The 22,177-nt window shown below is 72.6% G+C and carries 18 protein-coding genes; 5 read left to right on the top strand and 13 right to left on the bottom strand.

Translation table 11 applies throughout. From position 1 onward, the window contains the following. Positions 1-207: 207 nt before the first annotated feature. From ACFYXU_RS03050 to ACFYXU_RS03040, 3 genes are read right to left on the bottom strand one after another with little or no spacing between them, the layout of a single operon-like run. Positions 208-2,580 (bottom strand): FtsX-like permease family protein, encoded by a 2,373-nt coding sequence (locus tag ACFYXU_RS03050; protein WP_389456312.1) that lies wholly within the window; start codon positions 2,578-2,580, stop codon positions 208-210. Continuing rightward, complete coding sequence (locus tag ACFYXU_RS03045; protein WP_361396002.1) at positions 2,577-3,260, bottom strand: ABC transporter ATP-binding protein; 684 nt, start codon at positions 3,258-3,260, stop codon at positions 2,577-2,579. Before ACFYXU_RS03045 ends, ACFYXU_RS03050 begins: the two co-directional genes overlap by 4 nt. After that, entirely contained in the window at positions 3,257-3,781 is a 525-nt protein-coding gene (locus ACFYXU_RS03040) for a PadR family transcriptional regulator (RefSeq protein ID WP_329854080.1), read from the bottom strand. The genes ACFYXU_RS03045 and ACFYXU_RS03040 overlap by 4 nt, the downstream gene beginning before the upstream one ends. A 263-nt stretch (positions 3,782-4,044) precedes the next feature. Here ACFYXU_RS03040 and ACFYXU_RS03035 point away from each other — a divergent pair, with 263 nt between their 5' ends. Then, positions 4,045-6,267, top strand: a complete 2,223-nt coding sequence (locus tag ACFYXU_RS03035) for a transglycosylase domain-containing protein (protein ID WP_389456309.1) — start codon at positions 4,045-4,047, stop codon at positions 6,265-6,267. 69 nt (positions 6,268-6,336) lie between these two features. Here the strand turns inward: ACFYXU_RS03035 and ACFYXU_RS03030 are convergent, their stop codons facing one another. The 3 genes from ACFYXU_RS03030 to ACFYXU_RS03020 all read right to left on the bottom strand — a co-directional run bounded on the left by ACFYXU_RS03030 (position 6,337) and on the right by ACFYXU_RS03020 (position 10,837). After that, a complete protein-coding gene (locus tag ACFYXU_RS03030) occupies positions 6,337-8,310 on the bottom strand; it encodes a SpoIIE family protein phosphatase (protein ID WP_389456307.1) in 1,974 nt (657 codons plus the stop codon). Between the two features lie 311 nt (positions 8,311-8,621). Further along, positions 8,622-9,287 (bottom strand): DUF402 domain-containing protein, encoded by a 666-nt coding sequence (locus tag ACFYXU_RS03025; protein ID WP_389407967.1) that lies wholly within the window; start codon positions 9,285-9,287, stop codon positions 8,622-8,624. 149 nt (positions 9,288-9,436) lie between these two features. Further along, positions 9,437-10,837, bottom strand: a complete 1,401-nt coding sequence (locus ACFYXU_RS03020) for a class II fumarate hydratase (protein WP_376512659.1) — start codon at positions 10,835-10,837, stop codon at positions 9,437-9,439. A gap of 107 nt (positions 10,838-10,944) precedes the next feature. Here ACFYXU_RS03020 and ACFYXU_RS03015 point away from each other — a divergent pair, with 107 nt between their 5' ends. Continuing rightward, the gene (locus ACFYXU_RS03015; protein ID WP_389456304.1) at positions 10,945-12,474 is read left to right on the top strand and encodes a ricin-type beta-trefoil lectin domain protein; all 1,530 of its coding nucleotides are present in this window, start codon (positions 10,945-10,947) and stop codon (positions 12,472-12,474) included. Between the two features lie 220 nt (positions 12,475-12,694). Here the strand turns inward: ACFYXU_RS03015 and ACFYXU_RS03010 are convergent, their stop codons facing one another. From ACFYXU_RS03010 to ACFYXU_RS03000, 3 genes are all read right to left on the bottom strand, one after another. Continuing rightward, complete coding sequence (locus ACFYXU_RS03010) at positions 12,695-13,309, bottom strand: lipoprotein (protein ID WP_389456302.1); 615 nt, start codon at positions 13,307-13,309, stop codon at positions 12,695-12,697. A 20-nt stretch (positions 13,310-13,329) separates the two neighbouring features. Further along, positions 13,330-13,959, bottom strand: coding sequence for an HAD family acid phosphatase (locus ACFYXU_RS03005; RefSeq protein ID WP_361395978.1), 630 nt, complete (start codon positions 13,957-13,959; stop codon positions 13,330-13,332). Positions 13,960-14,225: 266 nt separating this feature from the next. Continuing rightward, positions 14,226-15,896: a fumarate hydratase gene (locus ACFYXU_RS03000; RefSeq protein WP_376512653.1), complete on the bottom strand. Its 1,671-nt coding sequence runs from the start codon at positions 15,894-15,896 to the stop codon at positions 14,226-14,228. A gap of 438 nt (positions 15,897-16,334) precedes the next feature. Here ACFYXU_RS03000 and ACFYXU_RS02995 point away from each other — a divergent pair, with 438 nt between their 5' ends. Together ACFYXU_RS02995 and ACFYXU_RS02990 are read left to right on the top strand one after the other, a co-directional pair. Further along, positions 16,335-17,051: a DUF1707 domain-containing protein gene (locus ACFYXU_RS02995; protein ID WP_329854068.1), complete on the top strand. Its 717-nt coding sequence runs from the start codon at positions 16,335-16,337 to the stop codon at positions 17,049-17,051. 185 nt (positions 17,052-17,236) lie between these two features. Then, positions 17,237-17,608 (top strand): WhiB family transcriptional regulator, encoded by a 372-nt coding sequence (locus tag ACFYXU_RS02990; protein ID WP_329854067.1) that lies wholly within the window; start codon positions 17,237-17,239, stop codon positions 17,606-17,608. A 222-nt stretch (positions 17,609-17,830) separates the two neighbouring features. On the opposite strand, the gene glpX is transcribed toward ACFYXU_RS02990, so the two are convergent. Beyond that, a complete protein-coding gene (glpX, locus tag ACFYXU_RS02985) occupies positions 17,831-18,865 on the bottom strand; it encodes a class II fructose-bisphosphatase (protein ID WP_329854066.1) in 1,035 nt (344 codons plus the stop codon). A gap of 116 nt (positions 18,866-18,981) precedes the next feature. Between glpX and ACFYXU_RS02980 the strand changes: the two genes are divergently transcribed. Beyond that, on the top strand, positions 18,982-19,515 hold the full coding sequence (locus ACFYXU_RS02980) for a DUF4245 domain-containing protein (protein WP_389407971.1): 534 nt from the start codon (positions 18,982-18,984) through the stop codon (positions 19,513-19,515). 158 nt (positions 19,516-19,673) lie between these two features. On the opposite strand, the gene ACFYXU_RS02975 is transcribed toward ACFYXU_RS02980, so the two are convergent. The 3 genes from ACFYXU_RS02975 to xseA all read right to left on the bottom strand — a co-directional run bounded on the left by ACFYXU_RS02975 (position 19,674) and on the right by xseA (position 21,988). Then, a complete protein-coding gene (locus tag ACFYXU_RS02975; RefSeq protein ID WP_329854064.1) occupies positions 19,674-20,264 on the bottom strand; it encodes a malonic semialdehyde reductase in 591 nt (196 codons plus the stop codon). Positions 20,265-20,483: 219 nt separating this feature from the next. Continuing rightward, a complete protein-coding gene (locus tag ACFYXU_RS02970; RefSeq protein WP_329854063.1) occupies positions 20,484-20,735 on the bottom strand; it encodes an exodeoxyribonuclease VII small subunit in 252 nt (83 codons plus the stop codon). 35 nt (positions 20,736-20,770) lie between these two features. After that, positions 20,771-21,988, bottom strand: coding sequence for an exodeoxyribonuclease VII large subunit (xseA, locus tag ACFYXU_RS02965; protein WP_361395963.1), 1,218 nt, complete (start codon positions 21,986-21,988; stop codon positions 20,771-20,773). Between the last annotated feature and the right edge of the window lie 189 nt (positions 21,989-22,177).

The following is a 22,177-nucleotide window of genomic DNA, read 5'->3' as shown; positions in this document are numbered from 1 at the left end:
GGGGGGGGCCGGCGGGGGGGCCCTCTTATCACCCGGTGTCCCCCGGGGGGGGGGGGGGGGCCCCCCGGGGGGGGGGGGGGGGGGGGGGGGGGGGGGGGGGGGGGGCCGGGCCCGGGGGGGGGCCCGCGCGGGGGGGGGGGGGGGGGCCCCCCCCCCCCCCCCCGGGCCCCGCCCCCCCCCGCCCCTCTCGTACGCGCGAACGACGGGTTACTCCGTGCGCAGCCCGTCCGCCCGCATCAGGCGCCACAGCACCGGCAGGCTCAGCAGCGTCACGCCCGCGATCAGCGCGAGGCCGACCCCGACGACCGGCAGGAAGCCCCACCAGTCCACGACCGGCTGCCCGCTCATGCCCAGCAGGACCCTCCCGAGGCCGAGGCCGCCCGCGACGGACAGGGCCAGTCCCAGGAGGATCGGCACCGCCGTCTGCCACAGCACCGACCAGCTCAGGGTCGAGCGGCGGGTGCCGAAGGCGACCAGCGAGGACAGCAGCCGCTTGCGGTCCCTGAGCTGCTCCAGGGTCGCGACCAGCAGCGAGGCCGCCACCAGGAGCATCGTCAGGGTGGAGCCGACGAGGATCCCGGTGCGGACGCTGGAGAACGCCGCGTCGCGCTCGGTGTCCTTCAGGGTGCGGACCCAGGACGTCGGGTCGATGGCGTCCGCCTCGTTCCGTACGAGGTCGGCGGCGTCCGGCACGGCCGGGTCGAGCCGGACCATGACCGCCGCCGTGGGCTCGTCGAGCGGGAGAGCGCCGATCGCCGACGGGGTGGCGAGGACGCCGTACTGGTACGTGCCCGTGGGATCGGGGCGGGCGTCCACGGTCCTCGCCGTGGCGGGGATGCGCCACGGCGGCGGCGGGTCGCCCGCGGGGGGCTTCGGCGCGCTCGGGTGCGGATGCGGGTCGCGCAGGGCGACCAGGGCGCCGGGCCGGGCGGTCCGGGTGACGATCGTGTCGGGCGGAGTGCCCTGGACCCCGTGCCCGAGGAGGATGAAGACGTCGCCGTCGCGGCAGGAGGGGAGCGTGGCGAACTCCCGGAGGGAGGGGCAGTCGCCGACCCGCAGCGAGGCCATGGGGGAGAAGTCCTCGCCGGCCTTCAGCGGCCCGGGGCGCCACACGCGTGACTCCACGGTGCCGCTCACCCCGGCGACGCCCTCGGTCCCGGCGACGCGGTCGATGATCCCGCGGGCCTCGCCGGCGGTCCGCGCGTCGGTGCCGACGGTGATCTGGGCGCGGGTGGTGTCCTCGCCGCTGCCCTGGGTGAAGTCGTGCTCCATCGCCTGGAAGAGCATCTGGAGGGCGATCGCCCCGGTGGCCGCGACGACGATGCCGCTGACCGCGCGGGCCGCCGTGCCGCTGCTCAGCTGGAGCCTGCGGACCGCGAGCTGCCAGGCCACCGGTCCGGCGTGCAGCCGCTTCACGCCCGCCTCCACGAGCCACGGCAGCAGCGCGGTGAGGCCGATCAGGCCGAGCGTGGTGCCGGCCACGACGGCCACGGTGTCGAGGGAGGTGTCGTTCATGCGGACGCTGTCGGCGCGCGGGAGGAGGATCGCCGGGCCGGCCGCGAGGAGCAGCAGCCGCCACCACAGCCGGCGGCGGCGCGGGGTCGCGGTCCGCACGACGCCGAGCGGCTCGATGGCCACGCCGCGCAGGGCGAAGAGGCTCACCACGACCGAGGCGACCGGGACGACGGCGAGGACGAGCGCGGCGAGGGCGGTCATCGGCACGACGTCGCCGGGGTAGGCGTTGACGTCCCAGATGGTGAAGGCACCGGCGAACTGCCGGGCCGCGAGGAAGAGTCCGGCGCCCACCAGGAGCCCGAGCAGCGCGCCCGCGAGGGACTCGCCGGCCGCGATCCGCCGGGTCATGGCGGTGTCCGCGCCGATCAGCCGCAGGGCGGCGAGCCGCCGGTCGCGCTGCTCGCCGCCGAAGCGGACGGCGGTCGCGACGAAGACGAGCACCGGCAGGAGCAGGACGACGCAGGCGACGACGACGAGGAGGATCAGGAACGCGTTCAGCGGCTCCTCGGGGACGGACCAGCCGTACCGTACGCCGCGCCCGTCGTAGTTCTCCGTGTCCAGGAAGTCGACGTGGGCGACGTACCGGAGGTCGGCCGGGCCGATGAGTCCGGCCGGGCCGATCGTCCCGACGACCTCGTAGGGGAGCCGCTCCCGCAGGAGCGCGCCGTCGGGGGAGTCGAGCAGCTTCCCGAGCGCGGGGGAGACCAGCATCTCGCCGGTGCCGGGGAAGGCCGGGGCGCCGGGCGGCAGCGGGGGCCGGTCGCCCTCGGGGCGCAGCAGCAGTCCGCTGACGGTGTCGTCCCGGTAGACGGTGGTCCGGCTCAGGTGGAGGAAGGAGTCGGGGCGGGGCGAGGTGACCGACTCGCTGCCGTCGACGGCGCGGACCGATTCCCGCACCTCGCGCTGGAAGAGCATGTTCGGGAAGGAGGCGGCGAGCAGCAGCAGCGCCACGCCGAAGCCGACGCCGGTGGCGGTCAGGGCGGTGCGGAGCAGGCCGGAGCGGCCGCCGGTGACCGCGAACCGGGCGCCGAGCGTCAGGTCGCGGGCCCAGGTGCCGAGGCTCATGCGGCCCACTCCGCGTCCCGTACCGCACCGTCCCGGACGACGACCTCGCGGTCGGAGTACGCGGCGACCCGGGCCTCGTGGGTGACGAGGACGACGGCGGCGCCGGTGTCCCGGGAGGCGTCGGTGAGGAGCCGCATGACCCGCTCGCCGTTGAGGGAGTCGAGGGCGCCGGTCGGCTCGTCGGCGAAGATCACGCGCGGGGCGGTGACCAGGGCGCGGGCGACGGCGACGCGCTGGCCCTGGCCGCCGGATATCTCGCCGGGGCGCTTGCCGCCGACGGAGTCGACCTCCAGGCGGGCGAGCCACTCGGTGGCCCTGGCCTCGGCGGCCTTCCGCTTCTCGCCGTTCAGACGGAGCGGCAGGGCGACGTTCTCGACGCAGGTCAGCTCGGGGACGAGCTGGCCGAACTGGAAGACGAAGCCGAAGTCGGTGCGGCGCAGGGAGCTGCGCGCGCCGTCGGAGAGGGCGGTGAGCTCGCGGCCGTCGTAGGTGATCGTCCCGGCGTCGGGGCGCACGATGCCGGCCAGGCAGTGGAGGAGCGTCGACTTGCCGGAGCCGGAGGGGCCCATGACGGCGACGACCTCGCCGGCCCGGAGGGCGAAGTCGGCGCCCGCGAGCGCCGGGGTCGGGCCGTAGGTCTTGTCCAGGCCGGTGGCGCGCAGCAGCGGGGCGGTGCTCATCGGCGGACCTCCTCGGCGAGCGCGTCGAGGCGGGCGGCGGTCAGTTCGAGCCAGCGCAGGTCCGCCTCCAGGTGGAAGAGGGCGTGGTCGCAGATGAGCTGGTCGGCGAGGTCGCCGTCGCGCTTGCGCCGGGTGAGCTCGCGCATCAGGCGCAGGTGCTCGGCGCGCTGGGTGTCGAGGAGGCCGGCGGCCCCGCGGCCGGTCAGCAGGGCGAGGACGACCTTGGTGTAGAGCGTGGAGTGGAGGTACGGCTCCGGCTTCTCGGGCGTGGCGAGCCACTGGGCGACATCGGTGATGCCGGCCTCGGTGATGGCGTAGCGCTTCCGCTCGGGGCCGCCGCCGGCCTCGATGCCGTCGACGACGACCAGGCCGTTCTTCAGGAGCCGGGACATGGTCGAGTAGACCTGGCCGTAGTGGAGCGGCCGGTCCTGGCCGAACTTCTCGTCGAAGGCGCGCTTGAGGTCGTAGCCGTGGCGCGGTCCGGACTCCAGGAGCCCGAGCAGAGTGTGACCGATGGACATGACGGTCACTGTACACGGGGTGTATACCCCTGATGTATAGCCACGGTCAGGGCGCGGTCGCCAAGCGGAAGCGGTCCCTCACGCAACCATCCGGGCCGCCCGAACGTCGGTTCCTCTGGGCGTGGGTGCTGATTCTCACGTCCGGAAAAGACGTGATCGGTTGTCCTATGTCCGGCTCGTCGGTGTTAGCTTGCTGAGCTGATCCGGCGCGAACGGGCTCAGCACCGAGGGCGCCGGACACACGACGAGGAGCGACTGGACACATGGGCCGACCGGACAAGGGCAAGGCGAAGAAACGCGGCATACGCCGGCTCTTCACCTGGAAGAAGCTCCTGGGCACCTTCTTCGTGTTCTGCCTCCTCGGCATGGGCGCCCTGTACGTCGTCTACCTGCTGGTCCCGGTGCCGTCGGCCAACGCCGAGGCGACCATGCAGAGCAACATCTACAAGTACGCGAACGGCAAGGTCCTCGCCCGCACGGGCCGGATCAACCGCGAGATCGTCGGCCTCGACAAGATCCCCCTGAAGGTCCAGGAGGCGTTCGTCGCCGCCGAGAACAAGACCTTCTACAAGGACAACGGCGTCGACATCAAGGGCACCACCCGCGCCGCCTGGAACACCATCACCGGCAAGGGCAAGCAGGGCGGCTCGACGATCACCCAGCAGTACGTCAAGAACTTCTACCTGAGCCAGGACCAGACCGCGACGCGCAAGCTCAAGGAAATGGTCATAGCCATCAAGGTCGACCAGAAGTCCAGCAAGAGCGAGATCCTCGCCGGGTACATGAACACCAGCTACTACGGGCGCAGCGCCTACGGTGTCCAGGCCGCCGCCCGCTCGTACTACGGCGTCGACGCCACCCAGCTCACCACCGCGCAGGGCGCCTACCTCGCCTCGCTGCTCCAGGCGCCCAACCAGTACGACTGGACCTCCGCCAACGCCACCGGCCGCAAGCTCGTCGAGCAGCGCTGGAACTACGTCCTCGACAACATGGTCGGCGAGGGCTGGCTCAGCCCCTCCGAGCGCGCCGGCATGAAGTTCCCCGTCCCGCAGAAGCCCAAGCCGCTCCCCGGCATGGAGGGCCAGACCGGCTACATCGTCGAGGCCGCCAACCAGGAGCTGATGCGCCAGGGCGTCAGCGAGGAGGACATCAAGGCCGGCGGCTGGACGATCACCCTCAACATCGACGAGAAGAAGCAGAAGGACCTCGTCAAGGCGGTCGACAAGCAGCTGGAGGCCAAGCTCGACCGCGAGAACGACAAGAAGCAGGCCACCGTCCAGGCCGGCGCCACCTCCGTGGACCCGAAGACCGGGGCGGTCGTCGCGATGTACGGCGGAGTCGGCGCCACCCAGCACTGGATGTCCAACGCCACCCGCCGCGACTACCAGCCCGCCTCCACCTTCAAGCCGATCGTCCTCGCCTCCGCCGTCGACAACGGCTCGACCACCCAGGACGGCCGCAGGATCGGCCTCGGCACCATCTACAGCGGCGACAGCCGGCGACCCGTCGTCGGCAGCCCCATCGCCTTCGCGCCGGAGAACGAGGATGACGAGAGCTACGGCCCCGTCACCGTCCAGAAGGCCACCAACAGCTCGATCAACTCGGTCTTCGCCCAGATGATCGTCGACGTCACCCCGGCCAAGGCCAAGCGGACCGCCCTCGCCCTCGGCCTGAAGGACGGCGCGGACTTCCCGGAGACCCCCGCCATCTCCCTCGGCACCATGGGCGCCTCGACCATGGACATGGCCGGCGCCTACGCCACGCTCGACAACCACGGCAAGAAGGTCACCCCGACCCTGGTGAAGACCGCCACGCACAAGGACCGCACGGTCCAGGGCGGCAAGGCGATCGGCGAGCAGGTCATCAGCCGCGAGGCCGCCGACACCGCCACCCGGGCCATGACGGGCGTCGTGAAGAGCGGCTCCGGCTCCCGCGCCGCCGGCGACTACGAGGCCGCCGGCAAGACCGGCACCTCCGAGAACAACCGCTCGGCCTGGTTCGTCGGCTACACCCCCGAGCTCGTCACCGCCGTCGGCCTCTTCGGCGAGGACGCCAAGGGCAACCAGGTCACCCTCACCGACACCATCAACCCGGGCCGCGCCAACGGTGGCCGCACGCCCGCCCAGATCTGGGGCGACTACACCGAGCGCGCCCTGAACGGCGGCTCGGACGCCTCCTTCGACCTGGAGACCGAGGGCGGCGCCCCCGGCGACGGCACGACGCCCGACCCGACCCCGACCACCGAGGCCCCGGAGACCGAGGAGCCGACGCAGGACCCGACCACGGCCTCGCCGGACCCGACGGCCCCGCCGACCCCGACGGCCACCACGCCGTCGCAGCCCACGACCGACCCGGTCACCACGCCGCCGGAGCCCACCCAGGAGCCGACGGAGACCGAGGAGCCGACGTCCCAGCCGACGACGGTCCAGCCGCCGGACACGGGCGGCGGCCCCGACGCGAACAGCACGGGCGGCCCGCCCCGCTGACGAACGACCGAAGGCCGGACCCGCACAGGGGTCCGGCCTTCCGTCGTACGCGATGGCTCCCGCCCCGCGTCAGGTACGGGTCGCCAGCTCGAACCAGACGACCTTGCCGCCCGAGAGACGGGTCGCCCCCCAGCGCCGGGCCAGCCGGTTCACCAGGAAGAGCCCGCGCCCGCCCTCGTCCGTGTCCCGCGCCCGCCGCTGCCGGGGCAGCTGCGGGGAGTCGTCGCCGACCTCGCAGCGCAGCACGTCCGTCCGGAGCAGTCGCAGCGTCACCGGGCGCTCCGCGTACCGCACGGCGTTCGTCACGACCTCGCTGATCAGCAGCTCGACCGAGTCCGTCAGCTCCTCCAGGTCCCAGCGGGCCAGCGCCCGCCGGGCCAGCCGCCGGGCCCGGCCCGGGGCCGCGTCCTCCGGTTCCAGGAACCAGTACGCCACGTCGCTCGGCGCGATCCCGTCGAACCGCGCCGCGAGCAGCGCGATGTCGTCGTCCCGGTCGCCCGGACCCAGCATGTCGAGGACGTCGTCGCAGAGCGCCTCCAGCGGAGGCGAGTGGTCCGGGCCCGTCAGCTGCGCGGTCGCCGCGAGGCGCTCCCGCAGCTGCTCGATCCCGGTCCACACGTCCCGCAGCCGGGACTCGACCAGACCGTCCGTGTAGAGCAGCAGCGTGGCGCCGGCCGGGGCGTCCAGCTCCACCGCCTCGAAGTCCACCCCGCCGACCCCGATCGGGGCGCCGGGCGGCACCCGCAGCACCTCGGCGCGGCCGCCCAGGTGGAGCAGTATCGGCGGCGGATGGCCCGCGTTGGCGACGGTGATCCGGTGCGAGACCGGGTCGTACACCGCGTACATGCAGGTCGCCATCCGGTTCTCGCCCAGCCGCTGCGCCTGCTCGTCCAGGTGGTGCAGGACCTCCTGCGGAGGCAGGTCGAGACCGGCCAGGGTCTGCGCCGTGGTGCGCAGCTGGCCCATGATCGCCGCCGAGGTCATGGAGTGGCCCATGACGTCGCCGACGACGAGGGCGACCCTGCTGCCGGGCAGCGGGATCGCGTCGTACCAGTCGCCGCCGACCCGGGCGGTCTCCGCCGCCGGCAGGTAGCGCGACGCGAGCCGGACGCCGGTCGGCTGCGGCAGCGAGTCCGGCAGCATCGTCCGCTGGAGCTCGTCCGCGATGTACGCCTCGCGGCCGTACAGCACGGCCTTGTCGATGCCGAGCGCCGTGTGGGTCGCCAGCTGGGCCGCCACGAGCAGGTCGTTCGGCTCGAATCCGGCCCGCTCCGGGCGGCGCAGGAAGACGGCGGCGCCGATCACCCGGCGGCGGCCGCGCAGTGGCGCGAGGACGGCGCGCAGCCCGCCGGGCAGCGGGTGCTCGGGCCCGAGCAGTTCGGCCAGCGCCGCCTTCGCGGCCGCGGAGTCGCCGAAGACCGGCCGCACCCCGCGCAGCACCTCGGCCAGCGCCCCGCCGCCCCGCACCTCGCAGAGTTCGGCTGCGGGGGTCGGGTCCGGATCGGGTACGAGGAGAAGCTCCTCGCCCTCCGCATCGCTTAACCGCAGCCGGTCGCTGCGGCGCAGCCGCAGCACGAAGGGCGCCACCGGACGCTCGTCGCCCACCGGGAGCGGGTCGCGGAGGTAGACCAGGATCTCGTCGGAGAAGGTCGGCACGGTGGCACGGCACAGACCGAGGACGATCTCGTCCAGGTCGATGCCGCGCGCGATGCGCCGGGTCGCGGCGCCGACGAACCGCAGCCGGTCGCCCTCCCGGCGCGCGAGGCCGTCCCCGCCGGGCGGCTGCGGGGAGACGGCGACGGCGACGGCGCCGGGGGAGCCGGGGCCACCGGGCGCGGCCGGGCGCTGCGGACCGCCCGGGCGGACCGCGCCGCCGGGGGCGTCCTGCGCGGGCGCGTCCTGGCCCGGGACCGTGGGTCCGCCCGGCTGGGCGGGCACGTCGGAGGGCAGGCCGGCCGCCGCCTCCTGGCGAGGGCGCGCGCGTTCCTGCGGCCGGGCAGCCAGGGGCTGCCGGCCTTCGTGGGAGGTGGGATGCTCCGTCACGCGTGGGATTCCGTCCGTCCGGGCCGGTGGTGCGACGCACTCGCTCTTCTCGCCGATGCCGCGCCTTCGCCGGGGATAAACCCCTCGGACGCGGCGGATCTCGACGCTCCGCGAGCCGCGGCAACGGCAGGGGTGGGAACACCCGGGCGCACGTCCGGCACTGTTCTCCCCCTCGTGGATGACTTCTGGTCAGGTCCTGTGCTGTGATCCGTCGTTGGCGTGCTGTCCGGTGGGTCTGACGTGGTGTCCGGTCCGTCTCTGCCGTGCGGAGGACGATCCTACGTTTGAACCCCGGGGGCGCATCAAGGGTCTCACGACGCCGTGTGCGCCGGAGTGCGATCCCAGTCCGCCGGCAGCTCCGGGACGCGCCAGGCCGGATCGGGCCGCCAGTCCTCCCAGCCGTCCGCGAACGGCGTCCCCCACCGCTTGATGCGCTCCACCGCCCGCTCTCCGGCCGCCCGCACCCCGGCGGCCTGCCGAGGGCTCATCAGGCCGGAGCGCTGGGCCTGCGCGAACTCGTCCTCGTCCCGCCACAGCCAGCTGTGGTCGGGGTAGACGGAGATGTCGAGGAAGTGGTCCTCGGAGTCGACGCCGCCGGACCAGCGGACCCGCGGCTCCTCCAGGTTCACGTACCAGCTGCGGAAGCGCCAGCCGCGCTCCCAGAACAGCCAGACCGACCACGGCTCGTCGGGCCGGGCCAGTTTGAGCACCCCGCTGCCCGCCCAGCGCGTGCGCTCGGTGGTGCGCGGCGCCGTGTAGCGGGTGGCGAGCGGCTCCTCGTGGACGGCGGTGCCGTCGGTGAGCACGGGGCGGACGCACTCGGTGTCGGGCGCCATCCAGACCGCGAGCAGCTCCGGGGTGTCACGGACGACCGTCACCGGACGGCAGATGTGCACGTCTCCGGTGCCGTTGCCGCGGTAGCGCCAGAGGATGTGCTCCCCCGGCGCCCAGTGCTGTGAGCCGTCCGATCCTGTCATGCGCAGATCTTAGGGGCGCGCTCCCACGACCGCTGCGGCACAGATCACGGGGAGTCGGCTACCGGCCGGACGCTACCGGCCGGTCACCTCTCCCGCGCCCGCCTCGCGCGTCTCTCGTGCCCGCCTCGCGCGCGGGGCGCCCGTCCGTCCTACGGGCGCGTCATCCGCAGCACGTCCAGCGCCTCGTCCAGCTGCTCGACGGTGAGGTCGCCCCGCTCGACGTAGCCGGACTCCAGCACGACCTCGCGGATGGTCTTCCGCTCCGCGAGCGACTTCTTGGCGACCTTCGCGGCCTCCTCGTACCCGATGTACTGGTTCAGCGGGGTGACCACGGAGGGCGAGGACTCGGCGTACTCGCGGGCGCGTTCCGCGTTCGCCGTGATCCCGTCCACGGTGCGGTCGGCGAGCAGCCGGGAGGCGTTGGCGAGCAGCCGTACGGACTCCAGGAGGTTCTTGGCCATCACCGGCAGCATCACGTTGAGCTCGAAGTTCCCGGCGGCGCCCGCCACCGCGACCGTGGTGTCGTTTCCGGTCACCTGCGCGGCGACCATCAGGACGGCCTCGGGGATCACCGGGTTCACCTTGCCCGGCATGATCGAGGAGCCGGGCTGGAGATCGGGGAGGTTGATCTCGGCGAGTCCGGTGCGCGGCCCGCTGGCCATCCAGCGCAGGTCGTTGGAGATCTTGGTGAGGGAGACGGCGATGGTCCGGAGCTGCCCGGACGTCTCCACCAGGGCGTCGCGGGCCCCCTGGGCCTCGAAGTGGTCGCGGGCCTCCGTCAGCGGCAGTCCCGTGGCCCGGGCGACCTCGGCGATGACGGCCGCCGAGAAGCCGGCCGGGGTGTTGATGCCGGTGCCCACCGCCGTACCGCCGAGGGGGAGTTCGGCGAGTCGGGGAAGGGCGGCCCGCAGCCGCTCCACGCCGTACCTGACCTGCGCCGCGTAGCCGCCGAACTCCTGGCCCAGGGTGACCGGGGTGGCGTCCATCAGATGCGTACGGCCGGACTTCACCACCGACGCGAATTCGGCCGATTTTCGCTCCAGGGCGGCGGCCAGGTGGTCGAGGGCCGGGATCAGGTCGCGGGTGACGGCGCCGGTGGCCGCGATGTGGATGGACGAGGGGAAGACGTCGTTCGAGGACTGCGAGGCGTTGACGTGGTCGTTGGGGTGGACCTCCTCGCCCTCGGGGAGCCGCTCGGTGGCGAGGGTGGCGATCACCTCGTTGGTGTTCATGTTGGACGAGGTGCCCGAGCCGGTCTGGAAGACGTCCACGGGGAAGTGCTCGTCCCAGCGCCCCTCGGCGACCTCCTCGGCCGCCGAGACGATCGCCTCCGCGCGGTCCTTCCCGATCACCCCCAGCTCGGCGTTGACCTGGGCGGCGGCCGCCTTGATCCGGGCCAGGGCCTCGATGTGGGCCCGCTCCAGGCGCTGTCCGGAGACCGGGAAGTTCTCCACGGCCCGCTGGGTCTGGGCCCGCCACTTGGCGTGCGCGGGGACCCGCACCTCACCCATGGAGTCGTGCTCGATCCGGTATCCGTCGTCATGGTTCATGGTCGGTCAACCTCCTGAAAAAGATGAGCACTTCTCTTGTTCGATGTATTCCCAAGGCGCGTACCGGCCAGTAGAAACCGTGGGTAACCCCACTTCCAGGAGGCGCAGTGAAGCGCACCAGGTACAGACTCCGCTGGCCCGTCGCGGCCGTCGCCGCCGCGGCGGCGGCCCTCGGCAGCATGACCGCCGCCGCCCCCGCCGGCGCGGCCGACACGAGCGCGGCGGCCGGAATCACCTCCGTACCGCTCTCCCCCGAGCTGGAGGCGATCCGGGCCGCCGAGGCCACCAGGATCTACGGCAGCCCGGAGGAACGCCCGCTCGCCCAGCGCAGGACCGGCCTGATCTCCCTCGGCGACAGCGAGATCTCCGGCGAGGGCGTCGGCACGTACGAGTCGCCCACGAACGGGCCCACCAACTGGTGCCACCGCTCCCCGGACGCCGCCATCCACCGCACCGGGATCCCCGCGGACCTCACCTTCAACGTCGCCTGCTCCGGCGCCTACACCGGAAACATCAGGATCGGCGGCTCCAAGCAGTACGCCGACGAGCTCGTCCAGAGCGACAGCCTCGCGATCAAGGCGCGCAACACCCGCATCAAGATGGTGCTGCTCGTCGCCGGGGCCAACGACGACCTCCAGTTCGGGCCCGTCATGACCGACTGCGTCCAGCGGTTCGTGCTCAGCCAGGGCACCTGCGAGCCCAAGTACGCCCCCGGCTGGCAGGGCCGCGTCGACGCGCTCGTCCCCAAGGTCGAGCAGACCGTCCGCGACCTGAAGTCCGTCATGCGCGACGCCGGATACGCCGACGGCGACTACAAGCTGGTCGTCATGGGCTACCCCAGCCCGATCGGCCCCGACTTCCGCGACAACCCGAACTTCCCCGGCAAGCTCGCCTGCGGCGGCATGGGCTACGACTCCGACACCAAGTGGGGCCGCAACACCGCCGTGCCCGCCTTCGAACGCGGCATGCGGAAGATCGCGGCCGACACCGGGGCCACCTTCCTCGACAACTCGCGCCTCTTCCACGGCCACGAGGTCTGCATGGAGGACACCTGGGCCCGGGGCCTCTACGTCGACCTCTCCAAGCCCGGCGGCCTGGACGAGAACTCCGTCCGCCAGTCCTTCCACCCCAACAAGAGCGGCCACGGCGCCTTCGCCTCCTGCCTGACCCAGATCTACAACTCCGGTCTGCGCGAGGCGAGCTGCGCGGACGTCAACTCCTCCGGCGCCCCGGCGCTCTTCCCGGTCGCCTGGGACGACGCGTACCAGCCGCTGAGGAACCAGGCGACCGGCAACTGCCTGGACGTCAACGCGTCCGAGTCCGCCAACGGCACCGCCGTCCTCGGCTGGGACTGCCACGGCGGCCGCAACCAGGGCTGGTGGTACGACTCCACCCGGCAGACCGTCCACAGCCAACTCACCCAGGACCGCTGCCTGGACGTGCCGGGAGCGGTCTACCAGGCGGGCAAGGCGCTCATCGTCTGGAACTGCGCCGGAGCGGCCAACCAGAAGTTCGTCCGCGACGGCGCCACGATCCGGCCCGCCGCCGCGACCGGGCTCTGCCTCACCCAGGGCGCCGCGAAGGAGCCGGTCCGACTCCAGACCTGCGACGGCTCGGCGAACCAGAAGTTCGTGTAGCGCCTCGAAGGCCGTGACCCCTCGAACGCTCGGCGGGCCGTGGCCCCTCGAACGCCGTGGCCCCCTGGGGGCCGTGGCGCCACGTACGCCGTGGCCCCTCGTCCGGTGCGGGACGGGGGGCCACGGTCCTTCCCGGCGGTGCTCGGCGTGCTCAGTGCTCCGCGCGCGCCTCGCTCAGAGCCCGGCGGACGCCGTCCTCGACGCACTGCGCGCGCCGCCCTCAGAGCGCCTTCGTCGTGGTCCGTGCCAGCTCGTAGGCCGGGAGCATCGCCCGGTGCTCGTCGGTGTCGAGGCCGCCGAGGTGGACGATGACCGTCGCCTTCGGGGTGGAGACGGCGAAGGCCCGCTCCTCCTTCGGGCCGACCGTGTAGGTCACCTCGGTCGCGGGCAGCGCGCCCGCCCGCGTCTCCCGGTACGAGGCCGCCGCGCTCCCCTTCTCCGCCGTCACGAAGCCTTCGAGGGCGGCCCGGGCGGCCGAGCCCTTCGGTGCCGTCCACACCCGCAGGTAGCCGACGTTCCCCGCCGGCTTGGCGTCGACCTCGCAGCGGACGGTGGCGGGCCCCTGCCGGGTGAGCGCCGCGAACTCCGGGTCCTCGGGGTCCTCGATCGCCTCCGGCTCCCAGTCCTCCGCCAGCGCGAAGGAGACGGGCAGCGCGCAGGCGGAGCCGGGACCGCCGAGGGTCGCGGCCGCGGCCGGGAGGGCGGACCGCCCGGACGCGCCGCCCGGCGCCGGTGCGTCGGGCTTGGGGCTGGTGGCGCAGGCGGTCAGCAGGGCGCCCGTCACGAGGACGGCGGCGACGGCGGGCGTACGGGTCGGTCGGGTTCTCTCCGGCATGCGGCCATGATCTCCGACCGCTACGACAGCTTGCCGCCGTAGTCCGGCAGCTTGAAGGTGCGCTCGGCGTGACCGCCCACCAGGTCGGTGGTGTTGTTGCCGATGTTCGCGATGATCGTGTAGCCCTTGGCCTCGATCTCCGCGCGCTTCTCCGTCTTGTACGCGCTGACCTCGGAGAACAGGTCGGGCAGCGAGCGCACGTAGAGACCGTCGACGGGGTAGCCGGCCTTCTTCAGGTTCCAGTCCGTCAGGGAGTAGATGATGCCGGGCCGGGCGGTCACGAAGAAGACGGCGACCCCGCGCGCGTGGGCGTCGCGGACGAGCGCCCGGACGTCCGCGATGGCCGGGGTCGGCAGCTCCCAGAAGGGGTGGAAGTCCGTCTCCAGGGAGCTGTTGTCGATGTCGAGGACGATCGCCTGCTTCTCGCGGCCGGCGTCCTCGGCGCGCGCCTCGACGTACGGGCGGGCCTCGGCGACGACGGCGGCGACGTCACGCCGCCAGGTCGTGTAGTCGACGTGGGCGAGGGCGGCGGCCGAGGTGACGTGGGTGTCGGGGTCGGCGGCGGAGGCCGAGGGCGCGGGGCCGACGACGAGGAGGGCCGTCAGGCCGAGGGCGGTGGTGGCCGTGGCGGTGGCCTTGGCGGAGGGCATGGGGGGCTCCCGAGTGGTCGACCGGCTCAGTGGTTGACATGCTCGCGCCCCATACTGACCAGTAGGCGACGGGAAGGCTACCGGTCGGTAGCGACTTTCTGAGCGGAGACCGACGAAGCCCCCGGTCCGGCGGACGGACCAGGGGCTTCGCGAGAGCCCGCGCACGGCGGGCCGCGCCACGGCGACGGGGCCGGCCTCGCTGCGGGATCAGCGAGGCCGGCGGCCGCGCGCCGGGGATCGGTTGACGCCGGCGCGCCGCCACGGAATCAGGCGAGGCCGGGGCCGCGCACCGGGATGTGGGTGAACGTCGGCTCCGGCGCCGGGTTCTGGAAGAAGTCGTTGCCCTTGTCGTCGACGACGACGAACGCCGGGAAGTCCTCCACCTCGATCTTCCAGACCGCCTCCATGCCGAGCTCCTCGTACTCGACGACCTCGACCTTCTTGATGCAGTCCTGCGCCAGACGCGCCGCGGGGCCGCCGATCGAGCCCAGGTAGAAGCCGCCGTGCGTGCCGCACGCGTTCGTGACCTGCTGCGAGCGGTTCCCCTTGGCCAGCATGACCTTCGAGCCGCCCGCCGCCTGGAACTGCTCCACGTACGAGTCCATGCGGCCGGCCGTCGTCGGACCGAAGGAGCCGGAGGCGTAGCCCTCGGGGGTCTTCGCGGGGCCCGCGTAGTACACCGGGTGGTCCTTCAGGTACTGCGGCATGTCCTCGCCCGCGTCCAGCCGCTCCTTGATCTTGGCGTGCGCGATGTCGCGCGCCACGACCAGCGGGCCGCTCAGCGAGAGGCGGGTCTTGACCGGGTACTTGGTCAGCTCCGCGAGGATCTCGTCCATCGGCTGGTTCAGGTCGATCCTGACGACGTCCTCGTCCGAGGCGAGCTGCTCCTCGGTGGTCTCCGGCAGGAAGCGCGCCGGGTCGGTCTCCAGCTGCTCCAGGAAGACGCCCTCGGCGGTGATCTTCGCGACGGCCTGGCGGTCGGCCGAGCAGGACACGGCGATCGCGACGGGCAGCGAGGCGCCGTGGCGGGGGAGGCGGACGACGCGGACGTCGTGGCAGAAGTACTTGCCGCCGAACTGCGCGCCGATGCCGATCTTCTGCGTCAGCTCGAAGACCTTCTCCTCCAGCTCCTTGTCGCGGAAGCCGTGGCCGGTCTCGGCCGAGCCCTCCGAGGGCAGCTCGTCCAGGTAGTGCGCGGAGGCGTACTTCGCGGTCTTCAGCGCGAACTCGGCGCTCGTGCCGCCGACGACGATCGCCAGGTGGTACGGCGGGCAGGCGGCCGTGCCGAGCGAGCGGATCTTCTCCTCCAGGAACTTCATCATGGAGGCCTCGTTCAGGACCGCCTTGGTCTCCTGGTAGAGGAAGGACTTGTTGGCCGAGCCGCCGCCCTTGGCCATGAAGAGGAACTTGTACGCGCCGCCGTCCGTCGCGTACAGCTCGATCTGCGCGGGCAGGTTCGAGCCGGTGTTCTTCTCCTCCCACATGGTGACCGGCGCCATCTGCGAGTAGCGCAGGTTCAGCTTGGTGTACGCGTCGTAGATGCCCTTGGACAGGGCCTCCTCGTCGCGGCCCGGCGTCAGCACGTTCTGGCCGCGCTTGCCCATGACGATCGCGGTGCCGGTGTCCTGGCACATGGGCAGCACGCCGGCGGCCGCGATGTTCGCGTTCTTGAGGAGGTCGAGCGCGACGAACTTGTCGTTGCCCGACGCCTCCGGGTCGTCGATGATCCGGCGCAGCTGGGCCAGGTGGGCCGGGCGCAGGAAGTGCTGGATGTCGTGGATCGCTTCGGCGGCGAGCGTGCGCAGCGCCTCCGGCTCGACCTTGAGGAACGTACGCCCGTCGGCCTCGAAGGTGGAGACACCTTCGGAGGTCACCAGGCGGTAGGGCGTGGTGTCCTCTCCCAGGGGGAGCAGATCGGAGTACGCAAACTCAGGCATGACGGCGGCCATTCCTCACTCGGCAGACAGCTGCGCCGCCTCCGTTGGCGAGCGCGCCCTCCAGCGTAAGACGCGGGGGCGGCGCCGATCCTGTGAGGTAAGGCTCAGTAGCCGCGGGGACCGCACCGGAATGGCGCGTTTCCTTCCCCTGGCGCGGAATCCGGCCGGAGAGGGCCGTGACCGGTCGCGGGTTCGGGGCGGTCGCTGGTGCGGGGAGCTCGTCGGCTCGGGGCGGACCCGGTGCGGGGCGGTCGTCGGTTCGGGGTGGTCCCGGGTCCTGGGCGGTCGTCGGTCCGGGGCGATCGCCGGTCCGGGGCGGTCGTCGGTCCGGGGTGGTCCCCGGTCCGAGGCGGCGGTCGGTCCGGGGCGATCCCCTAGGGGGTGGACCCGGGTCACTCCCTCTGGTCGCGATCTATCGCGTGTCGCTAGGCTGACTCCGTGGACCTCGAAAAGCAGCCCGAACCCGAGAAGCAGCCGCAGCCGCAGCGGCCGGTCGCCCCCGCCGAGCCCGCCCTCGCGGAGCCCGCCTACGCCGATCCGGCGGGCGCGCTGCGGGCCTCGGACGCGGACCGGGACCGGATCGCGGACATCCTCAGGGACGCCCTGGCCGAGGGGCGGCTCGACGCCGAGGAGCACTCGGACCGGATCGACGCGGTCTACCGGGCCAAGACCGTCGGGGAGCTGGAGCCCATCGTCCGCGACCTCCCGGGCGCCCGGACCGCCCGCGAGTCCGAGCCCGCCTTCGCCTGGGGCTCCGACGACCCCGAGGGCCCCGCGGACAACCTCGTCGCGATCTTCTCCAGCACGACCCGCAAGGGCCGTTGGCGGGTGAGCCGCCGGACGAACGCCTTCGCCCTCTTCGGGAACATCGAGATCGACCTGACCGAGGCGATCTTCGCCCAGCGGCTGACCACCATCAACGCCACCTCCATCTTCGGGAACGTCGAGGTGCGCGTCCCGGAGAACATCAGCCTGCGCGGCAGCGGCAGCGGCGTCTTCGGGAACTTCGAGGTCGTGACCCTGGAGGGGGTCGACCCGCAGGCGCCGGTCGTCGTCATCAACGGCTTCTCGGTCTTCGGGAACGTCGAGGCCCGCCCGAAGCGCGGCAAGTGGATCACCGACCTCCAGGACAAGCTCCGCAAGCACCTCAAGTGACCGTCCGGGGGGTCGCCGGCGGCTCCGCGCGGCGGTCCTCGGGGCCGTCCTTCCGAGGGTGACCGGAATTCGCCCTCGGATATCCGCAGAGCGGACCGGCGGGGCACGCAGTGCATAGGCGCGCGCACAGCGGGTAGGGCTGGGGCATCGCCGCTCGCTCGCGTAGCCGTCGTCAGGAGTAGACCGTGCTGCAACCGCCGCATCAGCCCCTCCAGGTCGCCGCCGTACCGTCTCAGCGCGCCCCTGCCCGGGAGGACGAGGGCGGTCCATGGCACGCGGAGGCGGTGTGCCGCCGGGACGAGGCCGGGCTCTTCTTCGCCCCGTCCAAGGAGCCGACCGCCGCGCGGCTCGCGCGGGAGGAGGCGGCGAAGCGGGTCTGCGCGCGCTGTCCGGTGATGGTCGAGTGCCGGGAGCACGCGCTGTTGCAGCCCGAGCCGTACGGCGTGTGGGGCGGGCTCACGGCGGCCGAGCGCCGCGTGGTCCTCGCCCGGCGCAGGCGGCGCGAGGTGGAGCTGCGGAAGGCGGCCGCGACCGAGCGGATCGCCCAGGCGGGCTGACGGGACCCGCGAAGCCGCTCCCCCGGGCCGCACGAGCGGGCCGGCGGGATCACGGAAACCTTTCCCCGGTCCGTACGAGGGCCGACAGGACCGCCAAGACCCTCCTCCGCCCCGTACGAGCGGGCCGGCGGGATCACGGGAGCTTTCCCCGGTCCGTACGAGAAGGGGCGCCCCCACCGCACATGGGGGCGCCCCTCTTCGTACCGTCACCGTGCGGAAGCGTTACTTCGCGCGGTCGAAGTCGATCTTGCTGTACGCGCGCAGCTTCGAGAGCCGGTGCGTCGAGTCGATCTGACGGATCGTGCCCGACTTCGAGCGCATGACCAGCGACTGCGTGGTCGCCGTCTCGGCGCGGTAGCGCACCCCGCGCAGGATCTCGCCGTCGGTGATGCCGGTCGCGACGAAGAAGACGTTGTCGCCGGAGACCAGGTCGTTCGTGGACAGCACGCGGTCCAGGTCGTGGCCCGCGTCCAGCGCCTTCTGGCGCTCGGCGTCGTCCTTCGGCCACAGCTTGCCCTGGATCACGCCGCCGAGGCACTTGATGGCGCAGGCGGAGATGATGCCCTCGGGGGTGCCGCCGATGCCCATGAGCATGTCGACGCCGGTGCCCTCGCGGACGGCCATGATCGAACCGGCGACGTCGCCGTCCGAGATGAACTTGATCCGGGCGCCGGTCTCGCGGATCTCCTTGACGATGCCCTCGTGACGCGGGCGGTCCAGGATGACGACCGTGATGTCCTCGGGGGAGGAGTTCTTCGCCTTGGCGACCCGGCGGATGTTGACCGAGACGGGGGCGTTGATGTCGACGAAGTCGGCGGCCTCGGGGCCGGTGACCAGCTTGTCCATGTAGAAGACCGCGGAGGGGTCGAACATGGTGCCGCGGTCGGCGGCGGCCAGGACGGCGATCGCGTTGGGCATGCCCTTGGCGTTGAGCGTGGTGCCGTCGATCGGGTCGACGGCGATGTCGACCTCGGCGCCGGTGCCGTCGCCGACCCGCTCGCCGTTGAAGAGCATCGGGGCTTCGTCCTTCTCGCCCTCGCCGATGACGACGACGCCGTTCATCGAGACGGTGGAGATCAGGGTCCGCATGGCGTTGACCGCCGCCCCGTCCGCGCCGATCTTGTCGCCGCGGCCGACCCAGCGGCCGGCGGCCATGGCGGCGGCCTCGGTGACGCGGACCAGCTCAAGGGCGAGGTTGCGGTCGGGGGCCTCGGGAGAAACGACAAGCTCGGGCGGAAGGTGGTGGTGCTCGGTCATCGGAACGCACCTTTCTGTACGGCGACGGCCGGAAAAAGAGGGTGCTGCGACTCTATCGGTACGTCGACAAAATGAGCAGAGGGGCCCACGTATGAGCACGACACCGTGATGCGACCATGGTGGGCGTGGCAGGTATGCGAGGCAGGCAGACGGTACGCGGGATGTTCCAGTCCCTCGGGGTGATCATGGTCGCCGCGGGCGTGATGTATCTCTTCATCCCGCACGACGACAACGCCGATCCGGTCAAGGCGAAGGACTACCGGGTCGAGCTCCTCACGGCCCAGCGGGCGGCGCCCTACCCGGTGCTGGCCCCGGAGGGCCTGGGCGAGGGATGGAAGGCGACGGTGGTCTCGTACAAGCGCGAGAAGGCCGACACCTGGCAGCTGGGCTTCCTCTCCCCGGACACGCAGTACGTGGCCGTGAACCAGTCGACGGCGGAGCCGGGCAAGTTCGTGCCCGAGGTGACGCAGAAGGCGAAGAACACCGGGAAGACCCAGACGGTCGCCGGTCAGGTCTGGCAGCGCTGGGAGGGTCCCCGGTACGACGCGCTCGTCCGCACGGAGAACGGCGCGACGACCGTGGTGACCGGCACCGCCTCCTTCGAGACGCTGGCGGAGATGGCGGGCTCGCTCCAGTCGAAGAAGGCCTGAAGTCCGAGGCTCCGCGACGGCGAGACTCGATGCGCGACGGGAAGCCTGAAGTCCCGGGCTCCGCGACGGCTCGATGCGCGACGGGAAGCCTGAGGCGCGACGGAGAAGGGCCCCGCACTCGCGGAGTGCGGGGCCCTTCTCGCGTACGCGCGCACCGGTCAGACGGTGGTGATGACCTCGTCGTAGGAGAGGCGCGGGGAGCGCGGGAACCAGGCGTCCTCGCCCGGCTTGCCGATGTTGACGACCATCAGCGGGGTGTGGTCGCCGTCCAGGAACTCCTTCTGGACGCCGGCGAAGTCCACGCCGGTCATCGGGCCCGCGGCCAGGCCGGCGGCGCGGACGCCCACGATGAAGTACGCGGCCTGGAGGGCGGCGTTCAGCAGGGCGGAGCCCTCGCGGACCGGGCGCTCCGAGAAGAACATGTCCTTGGCCTGCGGGAAGTGCGGGAGCAGGGCCGGGAGCTCGTCGTGGAACTCGTTGTCGGCGGAGAGGATCGCGACCAGCGGGGCGGCGGCGGTCTTGGCCTGGTTGCCCTCGGCCATGTGCTTCACCAGGCGCTCGCGGGCCTCGGGGGAGCGGACCAGGGTGATGCGCAGCGGGGACTGGTTGAAGGCGGTCGGGCCGAACTTCACCAGGTCGTAGATCGCCTGGACCTGCTCGTCGGTCACCGGCTCGTCGGTGAACGTGTTGGCGGTGCGGGCCTCACGGAAGAGGAGGTCCTGGGCGACGGCGTCAAGGGCGAGAGACATGCTGCGTACCTTCCGGACTGCAAAGGGGAACCGCTCGAACATGGGCTCGGGCGATGTCTCGACAGTACGCGGAGGATTGGTGAAACTTCAACTAATCCATCCGGATAGTGATCCGCTTCACTCGGAGTCTACAGGCCGACCCCGGTCCGCGCGGCGGCTGCTCGTCCCCCTCCGCGTGCACTGAGCGGCTGCTCGACTGCCTCCGCGCGCACTGTGGGGCTACTCGTCCTCCTCCGCCCGCTCCTCGGCCGCGCGCTCCGCCGCGAGCGAGGCGTCGAGCCGGGCCCGCGCGCCCTCCAGGCGCCGTCGGCAGACCTTCGCCAGCTCCTCGCCGCGCTCCCAGAGCGCGAGGGACTCCTCCAGCGAGGTCCCGCCCGCCTCCAGCCGCCGGACCACCTCGATCAGCTCGTCCCGCGCCTGCTCGTAGCCGAGGGCCGCCTCTTCCGCGCTGGTCTCCGTACCCGCTGCCATCCGTCGCTCCATCCCTGGTTTCCGTTTCTCCGTGCTCAGGCCTGGCCGGGCACGCGGCGCACCGCGAACTCGCCCTCGGCGACCCTGGCCCGCAGCTCCTCGCCCTCCGCGACCTCCTCGGGGGAGCGGACCACCGCCCCGTCCGGCCGCTGGAGCACCGCGTACCCCCGCTCCATCGTCGCGGCGGGCGACAGCGCCCGGACCCGCGCCCGGGTGTGCGAGAGCTCCGAGTCCGCCCGGTCCAGCAGGTGCCCGAGGACCCGCCGGCTCCGGGCCAGCAGCGCCGCGAGCTCGTCCTCGCGGACCTCGACCATGCGCTGCGGGTGCTCCATGACAGGTCGCGCGAGCGCGTGCGCCAGTCCGCGCTCCTCCCGCTCCAGCAGGCCGCGTACGGTCCGCAGCGCCCGGTCCCGGAGCCCGCGCACCCGGTCCAGCTCCTCGCCCACGTCCGGGACGACCTTCTTGGCCGCGTCCGTCGGCGTCGAGGCGCGCAGGTCGGCCACCAGGTCGAGCAGCGGCGAGTCCGGCTCGTGCCCGATCGCGGACACCACCGGGGTGCGGCACTCGGCCACCGTACGGACCAACTGCTCGTCCGAGAACGGCAGCAGGTCCTCGACGCTGCCGCCGCCCCGGGCCACGATGATCACGTCCACGTCCCCGTGCGCGTCCAGCTCCTTGACCGCCTGGACGACCTGCGGCACCGCCTTCACGCCCTGCACCGCGACGTTCCGCACCTCGAAGCGGACGGCGGGCCAGCGCCGGCGCGCGTTCTCCAGGACGTCCCGCTCGGCAGCCGAGGCGCGGCCGCAGACCAGGCCGACGAGGTGCGGCAGGAACGGCAGCGGCTTCTTCCGGTCGAGTGCGAAGAGGCCCTCCGAGGCCAGGCTCCGCTTCAGCTGCTCCAGACGCGCGAGCAGCTCGCCGATCCCGACCGGCTTGATCTCCACGGCCCGCAGCGACAGCTGCCCGCGCGGCGCGTACCACTCGGGCTTGGCGTGCACGACGACCCGGGCGCCCTCCGAGACGACGTCCGCGACGGCGTCGAAGACCTGGCGGTAGCAGGTGACGCCGATGGAGATGTCGTGCGAGGGGTCCCGCAGGGTCAGGAAGACGACCCCGGCGCCCGGGCGCCGCGACAGCTGCGTGATCTGCCCCTCGACCCAGATCGCCCCGAGCCGGTCGATCCACCCCCCGATCATCCGGGAGACCTCACCGACGGGAAGCGGTGCTTCGGCGGACGTAGTCAGAGCCATGGACCGAGCGTAACCGCGTGGTACGACAACGTCAGGCGCGCGCGGCGGTCGGGCGGCTCCTCGCGTGCGGGGACACCGTCCCCGCACGGCGGACCGCGCCTCACGCGCGCGGGGACACCCTCCCGTACCGCTTCACGCGCGGGGGACACCGCTCAGCGCCCCGCACCGGGCTTCCCGCACACGGGTACA

It is taken from the genome of Streptomyces sp. NPDC002232, from assembly GCF_042890295.1.
GTDB lineage: Bacteria > Actinomycetota > Actinomycetes > Streptomycetales > Streptomycetaceae > Streptomyces.
The sequence above is the reverse complement of the archived record's forward strand: the minus strand, read 5'-3'. Positions and strand labels throughout refer to the sequence as shown.

Coding starts and splice junctions, on each gene's coding strand:
- ACFYXU_RS03050 (WP_389456312.1), bottom strand. CDS start 2,580: ATGAGCCTCGGCACCTGGGCCCGCGACCTGACGCTCGGCGCCCGGTTC.
- ACFYXU_RS03045 (WP_361396002.1), bottom strand. CDS start 3,260: ATGAGCACCGCCCCGCTGCTGCGCGCCACCGGCCTGGACAAGACCTAC.
- ACFYXU_RS03040 (WP_329854080.1), bottom strand. CDS start 3,781: ATGTCCATCGGTCACACTCTGCTCGGGCTCCTGGAGTCCGGACCGCGC.
- ACFYXU_RS03035 (WP_389456309.1), top strand. CDS start 4,045: ATGGGCCGACCGGACAAGGGCAAGGCGAAGAAACGCGGCATACGCCGG.
- ACFYXU_RS03025 (WP_389407967.1), bottom strand. CDS start 9,287: ATGACAGGATCGGACGGCTCACAGCACTGGGCGCCGGGGGAGCACATC.
- ACFYXU_RS03020 (WP_376512659.1), bottom strand. CDS start 10,837: ATGAACCATGACGACGGATACCGGATCGAGCACGACTCCATGGGTGAG.
- ACFYXU_RS03010 (WP_389456302.1), bottom strand. CDS start 13,309: ATGCCGGAGAGAACCCGACCGACCCGTACGCCCGCCGTCGCCGCCGTC.
- ACFYXU_RS03005 (WP_361395978.1), bottom strand. CDS start 13,959: ATGCCCTCCGCCAAGGCCACCGCCACGGCCACCACCGCCCTCGGCCTG.
- ACFYXU_RS03000 (WP_376512653.1), bottom strand. CDS start 15,896: ATGCCTGAGTTTGCGTACTCCGATCTGCTCCCCCTGGGAGAGGACACC.
- glpX (WP_329854066.1), bottom strand. CDS start 18,865: ATGACCGAGCACCACCACCTTCCGCCCGAGCTTGTCGTTTCTCCCGAG.
- ACFYXU_RS02980 (WP_389407971.1), top strand. CDS start 18,982: ATGGTGGGCGTGGCAGGTATGCGAGGCAGGCAGACGGTACGCGGGATG.
- ACFYXU_RS02975 (WP_329854064.1), bottom strand. CDS start 20,264: ATGTCTCTCGCCCTTGACGCCGTCGCCCAGGACCTCCTCTTCCGTGAG.
- ACFYXU_RS02970 (WP_329854063.1), bottom strand. CDS start 20,735: ATGGCAGCGGGTACGGAGACCAGCGCGGAAGAGGCGGCCCTCGGCTAC.
- xseA (WP_361395963.1), bottom strand. CDS start 21,988: ATGGCTCTGACTACGTCCGCCGAAGCACCGCTTCCCGTCGGTGAGGTC.